This window comes from Candidatus Dormiibacterota bacterium (assembly GCA_035544955.1).
GTDB lineage: Bacteria > Chloroflexota > Dormibacteria > CF-121 > CF-121 > CF-13.
In genome coordinates, this window is the sequence record DASZZN010000033.1 from 81,642 (window position 1) to 96,839 (window position 15,198).

Below are 15,198 nucleotides of genomic sequence, written 5' to 3' on the forward strand. Positions count from 1 at the left end.
GCTTAGCTCCTCGTCGCGGCCGTGGCCGCCTCGGGTACCGCTGCTGAGGCTCGCATCTGGGCGCCCGCGCTCTTGACCGCTTTGACGATGTTCATGTAGCCGGTGCAGCGGCAAATGTTGCCCGAGAGCGCCCAGCGGATGTCGTCGTCGGAGGGGTCCGGCTTCTCGTTCAAGAGCGCAATGCTGGTCAGCATCATGCCGGGCGTACAGAAGCCGCATTGGAGCCCGTGTTCTTGCTTGAACGCCGCCTGGATGGGGTGCAGGGTGCCGCCGGCGGCCAGCGCCTCCACGGTGGTCACCTGCTGACCATCGGCCTGGACGGCGAGCATGGTGCAGGACTTCACTGGCACCCCTTCGACCAACACGGTACAGGCGCCGCAATGGGTCGTATCGCATCCGATGTGGGTCCCGGTGAGTCGGAGTTTTTCCCGAAGGAAGTGCACGAGGAGGAGCCGCGGCTCGACGTCAGCGCTTTTCTGCTCGCCGTTGACCGTGACGGTGATCGACTGGCCCATGTTCATCCACCTCCCCTCGCGCGCTCGTAGGCGCGCTTCAGTCCACGCTCGGTAAAGACCCGGACGATGTTGCGTTTGTACTGGACGGATCCGCGATGGTCGGCTTTCGGCTCGGCGGCCTCCGCCGCCAGGGCGGCCGCTTCCTTGATCGTGTCGTCATCTAACCTGGCGCCCAGCAGCGCGGCCTCGGCCCGCTCCGCCCGGATGTTTTGGGGCCCAACGGCTGTCAGTCCGATTCCCGCCGAACCGACCTTGCCGTCATCCATCTGCAGATGGACCGCAACCGCGACGGTGGCGAAGTCACCGACCTTGCGCTCCAGCTTGAGGTAGGCGCCGCCGGTTTGGGGCTTGGCAACGGGTATCCGGATCTCGGACAGAATCTCGGTGGGTTGCAGCGCGGTGCTGAACGGCCCGCTGAAGAAGTCGCGAGCCTTGACCGTCCGGCTTCCGGACTTCGAGCGCAGGACCAAGTCGGCGTCGAGCGCGAGCAAGACCGTTCCCCAGTCACCCGAGGGGTCCGCGTGGGCGACCGATCCCGCAATCGTTCCGCGGTTGCGGATGATCGGGTCGGCGATCTGGGGGGCGGCGTCGGCCATCACGTGGTAGCGCGAGGCCAGCAGGCTCGAGCGCTCCGCGGACTTGTGGCGGAAGAGCGGACCGATGGAAAGGGTCCCGTGGCGCTCCTCGAGAAAGTCCAGGTCCTTGATCTTGTTGATGTCGACCAGGTGCGCCGGACTCGCGAACCGTAGCTTGAGAAGCGGGATCAGGCTCTGGCCGCCGGCCAGGACCTTGGCGTCTTCACCGAGCTCATCGAGGAGGCCCAGCGCCTCGTCCATGGTCTTCGGGGCGTGGTACTCAAATGGCGCTGGCAGCATGGACAACCCCTCCTACAGTGATTGTGGAAACCAGCCGACGCGTTCGCTAACCGTAGTCCGGCAAAGGTTTGTTGTCAATCCGCGAAACGAATTGGAAGCAAATTCACATCCGAGAGTCAGGCATCAAGTGTGTCGAACGCGCCATACGCCGGAAAACGAAAAGCCATGTCCTTCGACAGCAGCCCCCCATGGCCGAGGCGGTTGAAGTCGTCCGCCGTGACGCGCGCCCCGGTGAAGAGCCGCGGCAGGATGAGGTCGAGCACGGTCGCCCGCGAGAACATCCCGCACGCCGCCACGCCGAAAATCGGCTTGTCGGTGAGATAGGCGAGCCAGACCGCGCTGCCCGGGTGCGCCGGGGCGCCCTGCTTTTCCATCCGGGCGTGAAGCCGCTCGAGCGCCACCAGGGTCGGGTCGAGCGGGTCGGTGGCGTTGGCGCCGGCGGTCAGCAGCAGGTCCGCATCTCGGAGGAGGCCACCGACCGCAGCTTCGACCGCCCCGACGTTGTCCGCGACGTACTGGATCTCGCTGATGGTCGAGCCGAACCAGGCCACCTTCATCTCGATCGACGCCTGGAACTTCTCGCGCTGCGCCGGGTCCAGCCGCTCGCGCACGAGGACTCCCACCCGCGTCGGCCGGAAGGCCAGCACCCGGATCACGCCCTCGCCGCCGACCGCCACGCCCTCTGCATCGCGCAGCCGGGCCTCCGGCACGACGAAGGGGGTGACCTTGACCCCGGCGACGGTCTTACCCTTCGAGACGAGCTGGCCGTCGAAGAGGGTGAAGATCGACACGTCCTGGATGCTGTTGAGCGCCTGCAGCCGCTCGGCATCGACCTTGAAGATGCCGTTCACCTCGGCGCTCAGCCGGACCTGGCTCTCGACCGGGCCGTGAACGATGACGCCTGGACCGGCCACGAGTTTCGCCAGGCGGCGGGCGGCCTCATCCTCATGGATGTCGCCCTTTTCGATGCGCACCACGTGGAGCTCATCGACCCGGGCGCTCGCCACCACCGGCCAGTCGGCCGTGGTCAGAATCCGGCCCTTGAGCAGCAAGACTCGATGGTGGTCGTCCGGAACCAGCAGGGTCTGGGCCAGCACGGCGCCCTCGATGCCCTCGGCGCTCAACCGCAAGCCCCGCAGGGACTCGGCTTTCACGCCGCCGCGGCCGGGCCCGGCATCGGGCCACCCTGCTTCCCATGGCGCACTGCCACCATTTGCGCCAGGATCGCCAGCGCCGTCTCCTCGGCGGTCTGCGCCCCGAGGTCGAGGCCGATCGGCGCCTGGACACGCTCGATCTCGCGCGGGTCGACCCCGGCCTTGATCAACCTCGCGACTCGGTCGCGATGGGTCTTCTTGCTGCCGATGGCGCCGATGTAGCGAGGCCGCCCGCACAGCGCCGCGGTGATCGTCGGATCATCGAACTTCGGGTCGTGCGTCAGGATCACGACGTAGGTCGAGCCGTCCATCGGCAGGTCCTTCAGGACCTCGTCCGGCCAGGCCTTGATTACCCGTCGCGCCTCGGGAAAGCGGTCTTTCTCCGCGAACTTTGACCGGGCATCGACGACCGTCACCCGGAAGCCGATCGCGCTCGCCAGGCGCGTCAGCGGGATGGCGACGTGCGAGCCGCCGAAGATGAAGAGCTCCGGTGGACGGGGGAAGGGCTCGAGGAAGACACCGTCCTGCCGGACCGGGTTCTCCCGGTTGAGAAGGTCGGGGACCTCCGGGTCCGCCAGCGTCAGGAGCGCGCGGGCACCGGGCGCCTCGCCGACGCCCGTCTTCAGCACCACCGGATGCTCCTGCTCCAACGCGGCCATCAGGTCGCGATGCACCTGCGCCAGTGGCTCGACGAGCACATCGATTTCGCCGCCGCAGCTCAGGCCGACGGTCCAGGCGAGGTCGTCACTGACGCCGTAGTGAAACAGGCTGGCGGGCTTCCCCTTCAGGATCGCCTGGGCCTGCTCGAAGACCTCGCCCTCGAGACACCCGCCGCTGACGGAGCCAGCGATCTTTCCCGACTGGCTGATGGCCATCCGCGAGCCGGCCGGCCGCGGGGCGCTCCCCCAGGTACTGATCACGGTCGCGACCGCGACCGGGTCGCCTTGCTCGAGCCACACCTTGACGTCGGTCATGACGTCGCGCATAGCTCAAAGTGTAGTCAGCCGCCTGATGAATCGTTGCCAGGCCGATGCGGTCAGGACCGGCGCCGGGCTCTCAGAGGCTCATGGGTCCTGTTCAGCAGACGCGGCAAACGATCGTTGCCACACGGCAACGGCCAACGCCAGCGCCAATAGACCTGGAATCACCGGCTGATGGTTCGAGCTCAGGAGACCAAACAGGACATCCACGAATCCAAGCAGCGCGAGCGCCCCGGCGGCAATGCCGATTCGTAGCCCCGCCGCCTTCGGATCGTCGGCACCCACGATCTAACTATGCGTTGCTGCAGCGAAGGCGTCAACGCAAGTCATGCGGATGCTCGGACCAGCGTCTGGCGGCGAACCGGCCGTCGGCCTGCGGTTTCCAGCAACAACGCGCCGAGCGCCTCCAGGTTCGCGAGGTTGTGGGCGGGTAGGAAGTCGTCGACGAAGGGGAGCGCCGCCTGCAGCCCCAGGGTAAGCGGCTCATAGCCGGGGGCACCCATCAACGGGTTCATCCAGATCAGCCGGTGGCAGGACCGCTGCAGCCGGGCGATCGCCCGCCGCATATGCGCCGCATCACCGCGGTCCCAGCCGTCACTGATGATGGCGACGGTGGCACCGTGGCTGAGCACGCGGCGCGCATAACGCCGGTTGAAAGTCTCGATCGCCTCGCCGATGCGGGTTCCGCCCGACCAGTCATCGACCGACGCCATCACGCGGTTCAGCGCGGCATCGACGTCATGGCTCCGGAGCAAGCGGGTGATACGGGTCAGGCGTGTGGCGAAGACGAACACCTCGACGCGCGTACTGGCATTCTTCAGCGCGTACGTGAAGTTGAGAAGGAGGCGCGTGTAGCGCTCCATGGAGCCGCTGATGTCGCAAAGCAGAACCAGCGGGCGCGCCCGAAGGGTCGGGCTCTTCCAACTGAAGACCAGCAGCTCGCCGCCAAATCGCAGGCTGCGCCGCAGAAGCCGGCGGATATCGAGCCGATCGTGGCCGCCCGGGCGCGCCCGTCGGGATCGCGTCAGGCCGGCGGGAAGCCGCATCAGCCGGATCAGCCGCCGGACCTCCGCCATCTCGGCCTCGGTCAGGGTGTCGAAGTCTTTCTGGCGAAGCACCTCGGCCTGCGAGTAGCTCGCCACCTCCTGCTCCTCGGCGCCTTCGGCCGCCGCGCCCTCCTCATCGAGCACCTTCAACTGGCGGCCCGTAAGCGTCATCTGGGTTTCCCGTTGGGATGACGCCGTCGCGGACGGTGCGGGCAGCTCGCCATGCGCCGCGTTGGCCTGAAGGAAGGCGCCCAGCGCCCGGTCCAGGATCTGCAGCTCGTCTCGCCGTCGGGCGAAGTGGACATGAACCGCGGTTCGGACATCGTCCGGACGGCGCAGGTCGATCACCGTCAGGGTCGTAAGGAACGGCAGCATCCGCGCAGGGCCGGCGTCGAAACCGAGGCCCCGAAGGATCCGACCGAAATGCAACCAGTTGCGGGCGAGGATCGCGCCCGGGTCAGGCATTGACGGCGCGGGCAACGAGCTCCCGCGAGCCCGCGCCGCGCAGTCGTTCGAGATCCTCCTGGTACTTCACCACGGCGCCGAGCGTCGCCTGCACGGCGGCTTCGCTGAGCTCGGTTTCGCCGAGTGCCATCAGTGAGCGGGTCCAGTCGAGCGTCTCGGCGATGCCCGGCAACTTATAGAGGTCGAGGCGACGAACGCCACCAATGAACTCGCTGACCTGCCGGGCCAGCTTTTTCGGAACGTCCGGCACCCGCGCGGTGATGATCTCGTACTCCCGATCGACCGACGGGTAGTCGATCCAGAAATAAAGGCAGCGGCGCTTCAGGGCATCATGAATCTCGCGCGTGCGGTTCGAGGTGATGATCACCGCCGGCGGCTTGTCGGCCTTGATGGTGCCGATCTCGGGGATCGAGATCTGGAAATCGGAGAGCAGCTCGAGGAGGAACGCCTCGAATTCGTCGTCGGCCCGGTCGATTTCGTCGATCAAGAGCACCGGCGGCTTCGCGCCGTCACTTTCGATCGCCTGCAGCAGCGGGCGCTTCACCAGGAACTGGTGGCTGTAGATCTCGCGCTCGGTCTCGTCCCGGTTGGTGCCGGACGCTTCCAGCAGACGGATGTGTAGCATCTGCTTCGCGTAGGCCCATTCGTAGACGGCGTTGTTGACGTCGATGCCTTCGTAGCACTGCAGCCGGATCAGTCGCGTGTCGAGGATCTCGGCGAGCACCTTGCCGACTTCCGTCTTCCCAACCCCGGCCTCACCTTCGAGCAGAAGCGGCTTGTCCAGCGTCAGGGCAAGGAAGATGGTCGTTGCCAGGCTGCGATCGGCAACGTAGTGGTGTGCCTGCAGCGCCCGCTCGACGTCCTCGATCGACGAAACGGGAAGGTCCTGCATGTAGCGAATTGTAGGGAGAGCGGCGGCGAAGTGCCGCTGCTCTCCCTCTTCTTAGTGGTGCGCCGTGATCTGTTCGAGCGCCCGCCGGGTCAGGACCTGTACCAGGTGCCGGCGGTAATCCGGCGAGCCGTTCAGGTCTTGCTGCGGGTTGGTGCCGTCCGCGGCCCGCTCGGCCGCCTGGCGAAGCTCGTCGTCGTGCCCCGCCTTGCCGCGCAACGCTCGCTCGACTGCGGATGCCCGGATCGGGCGGGTCCCCATCCCGGTGAGACCGATCGCCACCTGCGTGACCTCGTGACCGCTCACTCTCGCCTGCGCGGCGACCGCCACGATCGCCCAGTCCTGCGACCGCCGGCTGAACTTCAGGTAGGTGCCTCTGCTGCCCGGCGGCGGCGTCGCGATCCGGATCTCACGCAGGATCTCGTTGGGTTCGAGTGACGTCGTGAACGTGTCGACAAAGAAATCGTTGGCGGCGATGGTGCGTTCGCCCTTGGGGCCGACCACCTTGAGCTCGGCATCGAGCGCCAGCAAGCAGGCCGGGAAGTCCCCGTTTGGGTCGGCGTGCGCCGCCGCGCCGCCGATCGTCCCGCGGTTGCGAACCTGCGGGTCGCCGATCTGTGAGGCGGCGCTGGTCAACAGCGGCAGCTTGCTCTTCAGCAGGTCGGAAAACTCGATGTCGTGGTGACTCGTCAGTGCGCCGATCGCGATGTGGCCGTCTTCCTCACGGATGTAGCTGAGGTTGCCAATACGGCCGATGTCCACCAGGAAGGACGGCGTCGAGAGGCGCAGCTTCATCAGCGGGATGAGACTATGCCCACCGGCGAGGACCTTCGACTCCTGGCCGTGCTTGACCAGTTCCGCAACCGCCTCCGGCAGGCTGCGCGGGACGACGTAATCGAATGCGGCAGGCGTCATCGTTTTGTCCCTCCGTTGCGGTGCATCAGCGCCCAGAGTTTCTGTGGGGTGGCCGGCATGTCGATGTCCTTGACCCCGAATGGTTCGAGGGCGTCCACGATGGCGTTCATCACGGCGGGGGTTGAGGCGATCGTTCCCGCCTCCCCGACGCCCTTGGTGCCCAGCGGGTTGACCGGGCTGGGGGTCACCGTCGCCGCCAGCTCGTACGAGGGGACGTCGGACGCCGTCGGAATCAGGTAGTCGACGAGGCTACCCGTCCGTAGCTGGCCAGACTCGTCATAAACCGCTTCTTCGAAGAGAGCCTGGCCGATACCCTGGGCGATGCCGCCATGGAGCTGGCCGTCGACCACCATCGGGTTGATCCTGTTGCCGACGTCGTCGACGGCGACGTAGCGAAGGATTTTCGTGGCGCCGGTTTCGGCATCGACTTCCACGACCGCGATGTGGGCGCCGAACGGCCAGACGAAGTTGGTGGGATCGAAGAAGGTCGTGGCCTCCAGACCGCCTTCCATGCCCTTAGGGAGCCGGCTGGTCTGGAAGGCGGCCACGGCGATCTCTTGGATGGTGACCCCTTTCGACGGCGTGCCTTTCACGAAGGCCTTGCCGTTTTCGTAGACGACGTCGCCTTCCGCCGCCTCCAGCAAGTGGGCGGCGATCTTCCGCGCCTTCTCCTGCACCTTCATCGAGCTGATGTGCACGGCGTTGCCGTCCAGCGCCGTGCTCCGGCTACCGTAGGTGTCCATTCCCATGGGGCCGATCGCCGTGTCCCCATGCTGGACGTCGATGTCCTCGACGGGGATGCCGAGCACGTCGGATGCCACCTGGGCGTAGGTCGTCTCGTGCCCCTGCCCATGCGGCGAGCTTCCGATGATAACGGTGGCCTTGCCGGTGAAATGGACGTTGACCACCGACATGCCCCAGAGCGAGACGCCGACCGCCGCCTGCGTGGCGCCCGCCGGGCCCAACCCACAGATCTCGATGTAGGTTGAGAGGCCAATGCCGATGTACTTGCCCTGCTTGCGCTTCTCCGCTTGCTCGCGGCGCAAGGCCTTGTAGTCGACCATCTCCAGGGCTTTGTCCAGGGTGATGGTGTAGTCGCCCGAATCGTAGGTGAGCCCGAGCAAGGTCGTGAAGGGCTGGTCCTCCACCCGGACGAAATTCTTCCGCCGGACCTCGACCGGGTCGATGCCGGTCTCACGGGCCACCAGGTCCATCACCCGCTCGATCAGGTACGTCGCCTCAGGCCGGCCGGCCCCGCGGTAAGCGTCGGTCGGCGTCGTGTTCGTGAAGACGCCGACCGCCCTTCCATCGAACGCCTTCATCTTGTAGGCGCCCTGCGCGACCAGCATGCCCAGCACCTGGAAGGTGCCAAACTGGCTGCAGTAGCCGCCGAGGTTGAGCCACTGCGTCGGCCGGAGGCCGAGTACGGTGCCATCCTTCTTCGCGGCGATCTCGACATCCCAGATCTGGTCCCGCCCATGGTGGGTTGCCTTGGTGTTTTCGCTTCGATCCTCGATCCATTTGACCGGCCGACCCAACTTCCGCGACGCGAGGGCGGTCAGAATCTCCTCGGGGTAGACCCGGATCTTCGACCCAAACCCGCCACCAACCTCGGGCGCGACCACCCGAACGTTGCTTTCGGGAATGCCAAGGATGACAGCCAGCCACACCTTGACAAAGTGCGGAATCTGGGTCGATGACCACACGGTGAGCTTGTTGGCGAACGTCTTGTAATCTGCCAGCACGCCGCGTGGCTCGATCGCGATTGGGATCAGGCGTTGCTGGACGAGGCGCTGCTTGATCGTGATGTCGGCTTCCTTGAAGGCGGCCTCGATATCGCCGGCCGCAAACTTGGTGTCATACGAGAGGTTGCTTCCCAGCTCTTCGTGGAGGATGGGAGCGCCCTTCTCGATGGCTTTCTCGATGTCCGTGACCGCCGGCAGCGGCTCGTACTTGATGTCGATCCGCTCACCCGCGTCCTCGGCGGCGGCCCGGCTCGAGGCCAGCACGATCGCAACCGGCTCGCCCACGTAATGAACCTTGTCGATCGCGACCGGATAGTGGTTCGGATACTTCTTATCGGGTACAAAGCACACCGTGACCGGCAGGGGTGCGCCGAACTCCGGCTTCAGGTCTTTCCCGGTAAAGATCGCGATCACGCCGTCGGCTTCCTTCGCCCGGGCGGTCTCGATGCCGAGGATCCTCGCGTGGGCCTCGCTCGATCGGATCACGTGCATGTGGACGACGGCCGTCTGTGCAATGTCGTCGACGTAGCTGCCGGTCCCGGTGACCAGCCGTGGATCTTCGCGTCGCTTGACGGAGGCGCCAACCATTTGGGATATCGCCATCTTGAAATCCTCCCTCTAGGAGACCGGCGCGGGCGCTTTGCGCTCGGCCCCAGGCGCCATCACCTTGGCCGCCGCCTGGATCGACTTGACAATGTTGTGGTAGCCGGTACAGCGGCAGAGGTTGCCCTCGAGCCCCATTCGGATCTCTTGCTCGGTCGGGTTGGGGTTGCGCTCGAGCAGCTGCTTCGCCGCCATGATCATGCCCGGGGTGCAGAAGCCGCACTGGAGGCCGTGCTCGTCCCAGAATGCCTTCTGAAGAGGATGTAGCGTCGATCCCTTGGCCAGGCCCTCGATCGTCGTGACCTGGGCCCCATCGGCCTGGACGGCGAAGACCGTGCAGGACTTCACGCTGTGGCCGTCCAACTCGACGGTGCACGCTCCGCAGTTGCTGGTGTCGCACCCGACATGCGTCCCAGTGAGCCCCGCCAGCTCTCGGATGTACTGCACCAGCAGCAGCCGAGGCTCCACCTCGTGCTCGTGCTTGGTGCCATTGATGGTGACGGCAACCCTGCGCCTCATAGCCACCTCCCTCTGATTAGCCGATCCGCCTGCCAAAGAAGGTATAACACCCGAATTGCCGAGTGTCTAGACGCTCCTGAGACCGTCGGGGCCGGGCGCGCCGCCCGGCCCCTACCAGCGACTAGTTCTGGTGATCTCCGCCTTCGTCGCCGCCGCCGATCGCCCTCAACGCATTCACCTGGCCGTGTCCGTACCAGGAGTTGTCGTCCGCCTCACCCGTGCAGGTCTGCGGCGCAACGTTGTTCACAGAGGGGAAGAACGCGTACTGGGCGAGCACCGCCGCTGTCGGGCAAGCGATCGGGTCGGCCGTCTCTTGCAGCCGCTCCCGAACATCCGAAGCACTCATCCGACCGAACCGGCTGATCATCAGCGCCACCAAACCCGTCACATGGGGCGATGCCATCGAGGTCCCCTGCAGGTAGCAGTAGAAGGCGTTCGATCCACCGGCCGGATCGACCACCGGTCGCAAGCAGGAGTTCTTGAGGCTTACCGGGTAGGTCGACAGGACCCGGCCGTTGGGCGCCGCCGCCGTCTTCTGCAGAACGCTATCGCCGCCGGGAGCCGCAACGTTGATGACGTCCATGCCGTAGTTCGAGTAGAACGACTTCCGGCCCAGGTTGCCCGTGGCGCTGACCGCGATGACTCCCGGCATCTGGACCGGGATGACTTTGCAAGCCTTCGTGACCGGTCGGGTCACCGGCGTGGTGTCGTCCGGGCTCTGGCGATCCTGGGTCGGATTCGCCATGTCGTCCGCGAAGTTCCCCGCCGCCGCCACGTTGACGACGCCCTTTCGGGTCGCGTAGGCAATCGCGCGTCCCTCGGCTTTGAGGATCAGGCGCTCCTGCTGGGTACCGTTCGGACAGTTGTAGTAGTAGGGATCAGCGAAGTAGCTGTTGTTCGTGACGTTGAAGTGATGGGATCCCGCCCACATGAAGGCGCAGACCACCGCCTGTGGGAAGAAGAATCCCAGGCTGTCCCCGGCCTTGATGCCGGCAATCCGGACGTTTGGCGCAACCCCGACGATGCCGATGCGGTTCGACGCGGCCGCGATGGTTCCTGCCGTATGCGTCCCATGCCCGTTGACATCCATGGCCGCGGCAGCGCCCGCGACCGGCGAACCGCTGAGGCAGTTCACACTGTTCGCGCTATCGACGTTGGGAGCCAGGTCCGGATGGGTGTAATCGAGGCCGGTGTCGATATCCCCGACCAACACGGAGCGACTGCCGCCCGTGATCTTGTGCGCTGCGGGGGTTTGGATCTGCTTCATATCCCACTGAAGCGCGGACAGGTTGTCGCTATCGCTGGCGGGCTTGCCGCCATTTCCTTCATGATCGCCGCCGCTGTTCTCGATCGTGGGCTTGAGATGGAATGCCAACGTGTTTGCATTGGCGGCGCCCTCGACGTCGAGGTTTTTCTGCGCCCGGCCGGCGAATTGGGCATCGCCCGTCCGGACGACGACGACCCCGATCGCGTCGTAGCTCGCCACGATCGTGCCGCCCTGCAGGCGGAGCTGGCTCAGCAGGCGAGCCGACACGTTCTCCTGTTTGGCGAGCACGATGTAGGTCTGGGATGTCGACGCCGCATCGGCGCCGACCGTCGACGTGATGGGTGTGATTCCGGCGACGAGCGCCGCAGCTCCGGCGATTGCGCTGAACCGTGCGAGCACACGCGTGCGCAGGCCAAAGAACGTCCGCGTCATGGGTTTCCCTCCCTTGGTCTAGTCGTGGTCGAGACGAACGGACCCACCGTAGCAGGGGGCAGCGAACCCGTCAAGGAGGGGTTAACTCGGGGGAACGTCCGGCAAATGATGGCTCAGGGTTGAGCCTCACGGGGAATGGGTACCCTTAATGTAAGGCCCCTCGGGACGCTTTGACGTCCCTCCCTCGCTCAAGATCAAGTGAGCCTGGTCCTTTCGATCGATCCCTCACCAGTCACGACTTGCTAAAGCAGGTTGTGCAAGGAGACATCGTATGTCAGTACAGAATCAGGCGACCTCGTATACCCGCGTCGTACGTCTCAAGGGCGATCCGACGAAGATCGAAGAGGCGATCAAGCTTTGGACGCAGGATATTCTGCCCCTCTTCAAGAAGCAGAAGGGTTTCACCGGCGTGACGCTCCTCGGCAATCGGAAAACCGGCGACGCCTTGACCGTTTCTTACTGGGAGACCGAAGGAACGATGAAGGATGCTCGCGGCCAGGTTCGTCCCGAGGCGCTCAAATTGCTGAGCAAGATCGGCGGCAGCATCGTCGATGACGACGAGTGCGAAGTCGCCCTGCTCGAGCGCTTCAAGCCACCGATGGCCGGCGCATACGCCCGCGTGACCACCGTTCAGGGCGACCCGGCGCACGCTTCTGACGCCATCTCCAACTTCACGGAGAACATCCTGCCGGCGATCGCGAAGCAGCCCGGCGCGCGGACCGCGTACTTCTTCGTCAACCGCCAGTCCGGCAAGACGTTCGGGGGTTCGATCTGGGACACCGAACACGATCTACAGAAGAGTGAGACTTCGATCGGTACTCTGTGCGCGGACGCGGTCAAGAAGTTTGGCGGCCGCGATGCCCTGACCGAGGCTTTCGAAATCTACTTCACCGAGATTCTTACGCCGGTCGCGCCAGTCCGCTAAGCCGTATCGAGGGGCGCCTCCCAGGGCCGGTCCGATCATGATCTGGACCGGCCCTAACCCTCATGATGGGGGGATGACGGAGGACAAATAAGGGTGCTCGTCGGGCCGCTGGGCGCGAGCGAGCTTACCGACCGATTTCGCCAGCGTGCGACGCAGGCGGGGGCAACGGTGCAGACCGTCCCGGATGACAGCGCCGCCGTCGCAGCGGTAGCACTGGTTGCGCGACAGTTCGACGCACCCCGGGTCACGGCGACGCCCGAAGGAGCGCGCTTCGCCCCAGCTGGGGCCCTGGTCGGCGGCTCCGCGTTGGAAGTTGCGGACGCCGAGATGGGCGTCTCGGTTGGCCGTCTCGCGGTGGCCGAAACCGGATCGGTGCTGCTCGGTTCGAACAACACGGAAGCGCGGCTTGTTGGGATGCTGGCCCGAACCCATGTGGTCGTGGTCTCCGCGCGCCTTCTGGTCCCGTCCCTCGATGACGCGGCCGAAACCGTTCGGGCTCTCGCCGGCCCGGGGCCGGAGCAGCTCCGTTACCTGGGACTCGTCACCGGCCCGAGCAGGACGGCCGATATCGAGCGGGTCCTGACCATTGGGGTCCAGGGACCCCGTGCGCTGCATGTCGTCCTGATCGAGGATTCCTGAGGTCGTGATCGGGATGAGCTTTCGAGAGCGCTACCGCCGGGCCGTTCACGACATTCAACTGCGCACGAATCTACTGGCCTTTCAGCGCGGCTGGCGGCAAAGCCGCGCCGAGCGGTTTGCGGAATACGTCGGCCCGGATGGGCAGTCGGGCGAGGCGGAGTTCGACACGCTCCGCCGGCAGCTCGCCGGCGCGAAGGACGCGGTGATCGCCGACCAGGAGGCCGCTTTCGCCCGATTCAAGTCGGCTGCCGAATCGAATGGTGCGGTCGTCTACCAGGCGTCGAGCGCTGACGACGCCACCAAGTACATCCTGAGCCTTTGTGAGCGAGCCGGATCGACCATCCTGGTCAAGACCAAGTCGATGGTCAGTGAAGAGATCTTCCTGAACCACTACCTCGAGTCAAGGGGCATCCGGGCCGTAGAGACCGACCTCGGGGAATGGATCGTCCAGCTCCGTCACGAGACGCCGTCGCACATGGTGATGCCGGCGATTCACCTCAGCCGGGAGCAGGTTGGCGAGACGTTTTCCGAGGCGACCGGCCGGGAGGTTTCCAGGGAGGACGTCGGCGAACAAGTTGGGCTGGCGCGCACCGAGCTGCGCAAAGACTTTCTCGCCGCCCGCGTCGGCATGACCGGGGCGAACGCGCTGGTCGCCGAGAGCGGCACGGCCATGATTATCACGAACGAGGGCAACGAGGCAATGGTCACCACCCTGCCCGATGTCCACGTGATGCTGGTCGGGTACGAGAAGTTAGTAGCGACCTTCGGCGATGCGATGACACAGCTGCGCCTCCTGCCGCGCTCTGCCACCGGCCAGCACCTGACGTCCTACGTCACCTTCATCAGCGGTCCCGATCGTCCCGGGCGTGAGCTTCACTATGTCTTCGTCGACAACGGGCGCAGCGCAATGCGGCGCGATCCCGACTTCGTCGACGCGCTGCGCTGCATCCGCTGTGCGGCCTGCGCCAGCGTCTGCCCGCCGTACCAGGTGGTCGGCGGACACGTGTTCGGCCACATCTACTCGGGAGCCATCGGTCTGGTCAACACGCCGTTTCATCACGGGCTCGACCACGCGGCCGGTCCGCAGTCCCTTTGCGTCAGCTGCAACGCCTGTCAGACGGTGTGCCCGGTCGACATCCCGTTGCCGCGCCAGATTCTCGACGTCCGGCGCCGGGTCGTTGAGGCACACGGAATTTCACCGTTGAAGCGCGCCGTCCTGTTTATCTGGGGCCGCCCGCGGCTCTTCCGCGGCATCGCCCGCGCCGTCGCAGTCGTGGGCGCGCCGGTTACGCGAGACGGATTCTTGCGGCTTCCCCTTCCCGTCCAGCAGCGCTGGCGAACCCCGCCTGCCCCGAGCGTACGGCCCGCCCGTCAGCGCCTGAAGACCGTCATCGAGCCGGCGACAACAGGACCGCTCGCTGACAGCGGGGCGAAAGGCAAGACCGTCGCCTATTTCATCCAGTGCCTCACCGACCCGCTCGCGCCTGAGCAGGCTGAGTCGGCAGTGAAGCTTCTCTCGGCATGCGGGGCACGGGTTATGGTTCCGATGGCGCAACATTGCTGCGGTCTGCCATTCCTCGACTCGGGCGACGCCCACGGTGCCAAACGGCTGGCCAGGCAGACGATTGTCATGCTCGAATCCACGACCGCCGACTACATCGTTTCAGCGGCAAACTCCTGTGTGGCGACGATCGTCCACGACTATCCCCACCTCTTTAAGGACGAGCCGCAGTGGAAAGCGCGGGCGGAACGGCTCCGCGAACGGGTACGCGACCTGGCGTCCTTCCTCGTCAACGTCGCCCGATTACCGGCCGGCGCGCTGGCAAATCCCTCCAATGACGTCGTCACCTACCATCCGTTCTGCCAGAGCCTCAACGTCCTCCACGCGGATCAGGCGGCGCGGCGACTACTGATTGAGGTGTGCGGACTGGAATTGCGCGAACTGCCAGAGGCCAATGTCTGTTGTGGCTTCGGCGGATCCACCTCGTTCGACGCCCCGGAGGTAGCGCGCGGCATCGTCGACCGCAAGCTCTCGAACATCGACAGCAGCGGGGCCGACGTCGTGGTCACCGACAATCCGGGCTGCATCCTGCACCTACGGGGAGCTGCACACGCGAGCCGCCGTCGTCTCCGAGTGCTCCACCTGGCCGAAATCATGGCCAGCAGGCTGGAGGAACGCTCACGGAGCGGCTAGTATCCGGCTAGCGCAGTCGAGCTCGAGCCGCGGGC

The 15,198-nt window shown here is 65.6% G+C and carries 14 protein-coding genes; 3 read left to right on the plus strand and 11 right to left on the minus strand.

The features are described from left to right. Positions 1-2 precede the first annotated feature (2 nt). From VHK65_11665 to VHK65_11715, 11 genes are all read right to left on the minus strand, one after another. Complete coding sequence (locus VHK65_11665; GenBank protein HVS06804.1) at positions 3-515, minus strand: (2Fe-2S)-binding protein; 513 nt, start codon at positions 513-515, stop codon at positions 3-5. 2 nt (positions 516-517) lie between these two features. After that, positions 518-1,390: a xanthine dehydrogenase family protein subunit M gene (locus VHK65_11670; protein ID HVS06805.1), complete on the minus strand. Its 873-nt coding sequence runs from the start codon at positions 1,388-1,390 to the stop codon at positions 518-520. Positions 1,391-1,506: 116 nt separating this feature from the next. Next, positions 1,507-2,544 carry a hypothetical protein gene (locus tag VHK65_11675; protein ID HVS06806.1) on the minus strand — a complete coding sequence of 346 codons (1,038 nt, stop codon included), beginning with the start codon at positions 2,542-2,544 and terminating at the stop codon, positions 1,507-1,509. Continuing rightward, positions 2,541-3,530: an XdhC family protein gene (locus tag VHK65_11680; protein HVS06807.1), complete on the minus strand. Its 990-nt coding sequence runs from the start codon at positions 3,528-3,530 to the stop codon at positions 2,541-2,543. The genes VHK65_11675 and VHK65_11680 overlap by 4 nt, the downstream gene beginning before the upstream one ends. A gap of 78 nt (positions 3,531-3,608) precedes the next feature. Next, positions 3,609-3,809: a hypothetical protein gene (locus tag VHK65_11685; GenBank protein HVS06808.1), complete on the minus strand. Its 201-nt coding sequence runs from the start codon at positions 3,807-3,809 to the stop codon at positions 3,609-3,611. Between the two features lie 41 nt (positions 3,810-3,850). Beyond that, positions 3,851-5,035: a VWA domain-containing protein gene (locus VHK65_11690; GenBank protein ID HVS06809.1), complete on the minus strand. Its 1,185-nt coding sequence runs from the start codon at positions 5,033-5,035 to the stop codon at positions 3,851-3,853. Beyond that, positions 5,028-5,927: a MoxR family ATPase gene (locus tag VHK65_11695; GenBank protein HVS06810.1), complete on the minus strand. Its 900-nt coding sequence runs from the start codon at positions 5,925-5,927 to the stop codon at positions 5,028-5,030. Before VHK65_11695 ends, VHK65_11690 begins: the two co-directional genes overlap by 8 nt. Positions 5,928-5,978: 51 nt before the next feature. Beyond that, a complete protein-coding gene (locus VHK65_11700) occupies positions 5,979-6,839 on the minus strand; it encodes a xanthine dehydrogenase family protein subunit M (GenBank protein ID HVS06811.1) in 861 nt (286 codons plus the stop codon). Beyond that, positions 6,836-9,187, minus strand: a complete 2,352-nt coding sequence (locus VHK65_11705) for a xanthine dehydrogenase family protein molybdopterin-binding subunit (GenBank protein ID HVS06812.1) — start codon at positions 9,185-9,187, stop codon at positions 6,836-6,838. The genes VHK65_11700 and VHK65_11705 overlap by 4 nt, the downstream gene beginning before the upstream one ends. 15 nt (positions 9,188-9,202) lie before the next feature. Beyond that, the gene (locus VHK65_11710) at positions 9,203-9,706 is read right to left on the minus strand and encodes a (2Fe-2S)-binding protein (GenBank protein ID HVS06813.1); all 504 of its coding nucleotides are present in this window, start codon (positions 9,704-9,706) and stop codon (positions 9,203-9,205) included. Positions 9,707-9,827: 121 nt separating this feature from the next. Continuing rightward, positions 9,828-11,405: a S8 family serine peptidase gene (locus VHK65_11715; GenBank protein HVS06814.1), complete on the minus strand. Its 1,578-nt coding sequence runs from the start codon at positions 11,403-11,405 to the stop codon at positions 9,828-9,830. A gap of 271 nt (positions 11,406-11,676) precedes the next feature. Between VHK65_11715 and VHK65_11720 the strand changes: the two genes are divergently transcribed. The 3 genes from VHK65_11720 to VHK65_11730 all read left to right on the plus strand — a co-directional run bounded on the left by VHK65_11720 (position 11,677) and on the right by VHK65_11730 (position 15,163). Further along, entirely contained in the window at positions 11,677-12,330 is a 654-nt protein-coding gene (locus VHK65_11720; protein ID HVS06815.1) for a hypothetical protein, read from the plus strand. Between the two features lie 93 nt (positions 12,331-12,423). Beyond that, complete coding sequence (locus VHK65_11725; protein ID HVS06816.1) at positions 12,424-12,969, plus strand: lactate utilization protein; 546 nt, start codon at positions 12,424-12,426, stop codon at positions 12,967-12,969. Positions 12,970-12,982: 13 nt separating this feature from the next. Next, positions 12,983-15,163, plus strand: a complete 2,181-nt coding sequence (locus VHK65_11730) for an LUD domain-containing protein (protein HVS06817.1) — start codon at positions 12,983-12,985, stop codon at positions 15,161-15,163. The last annotated feature ends 35 nt before the right edge of the window (positions 15,164-15,198 follow it).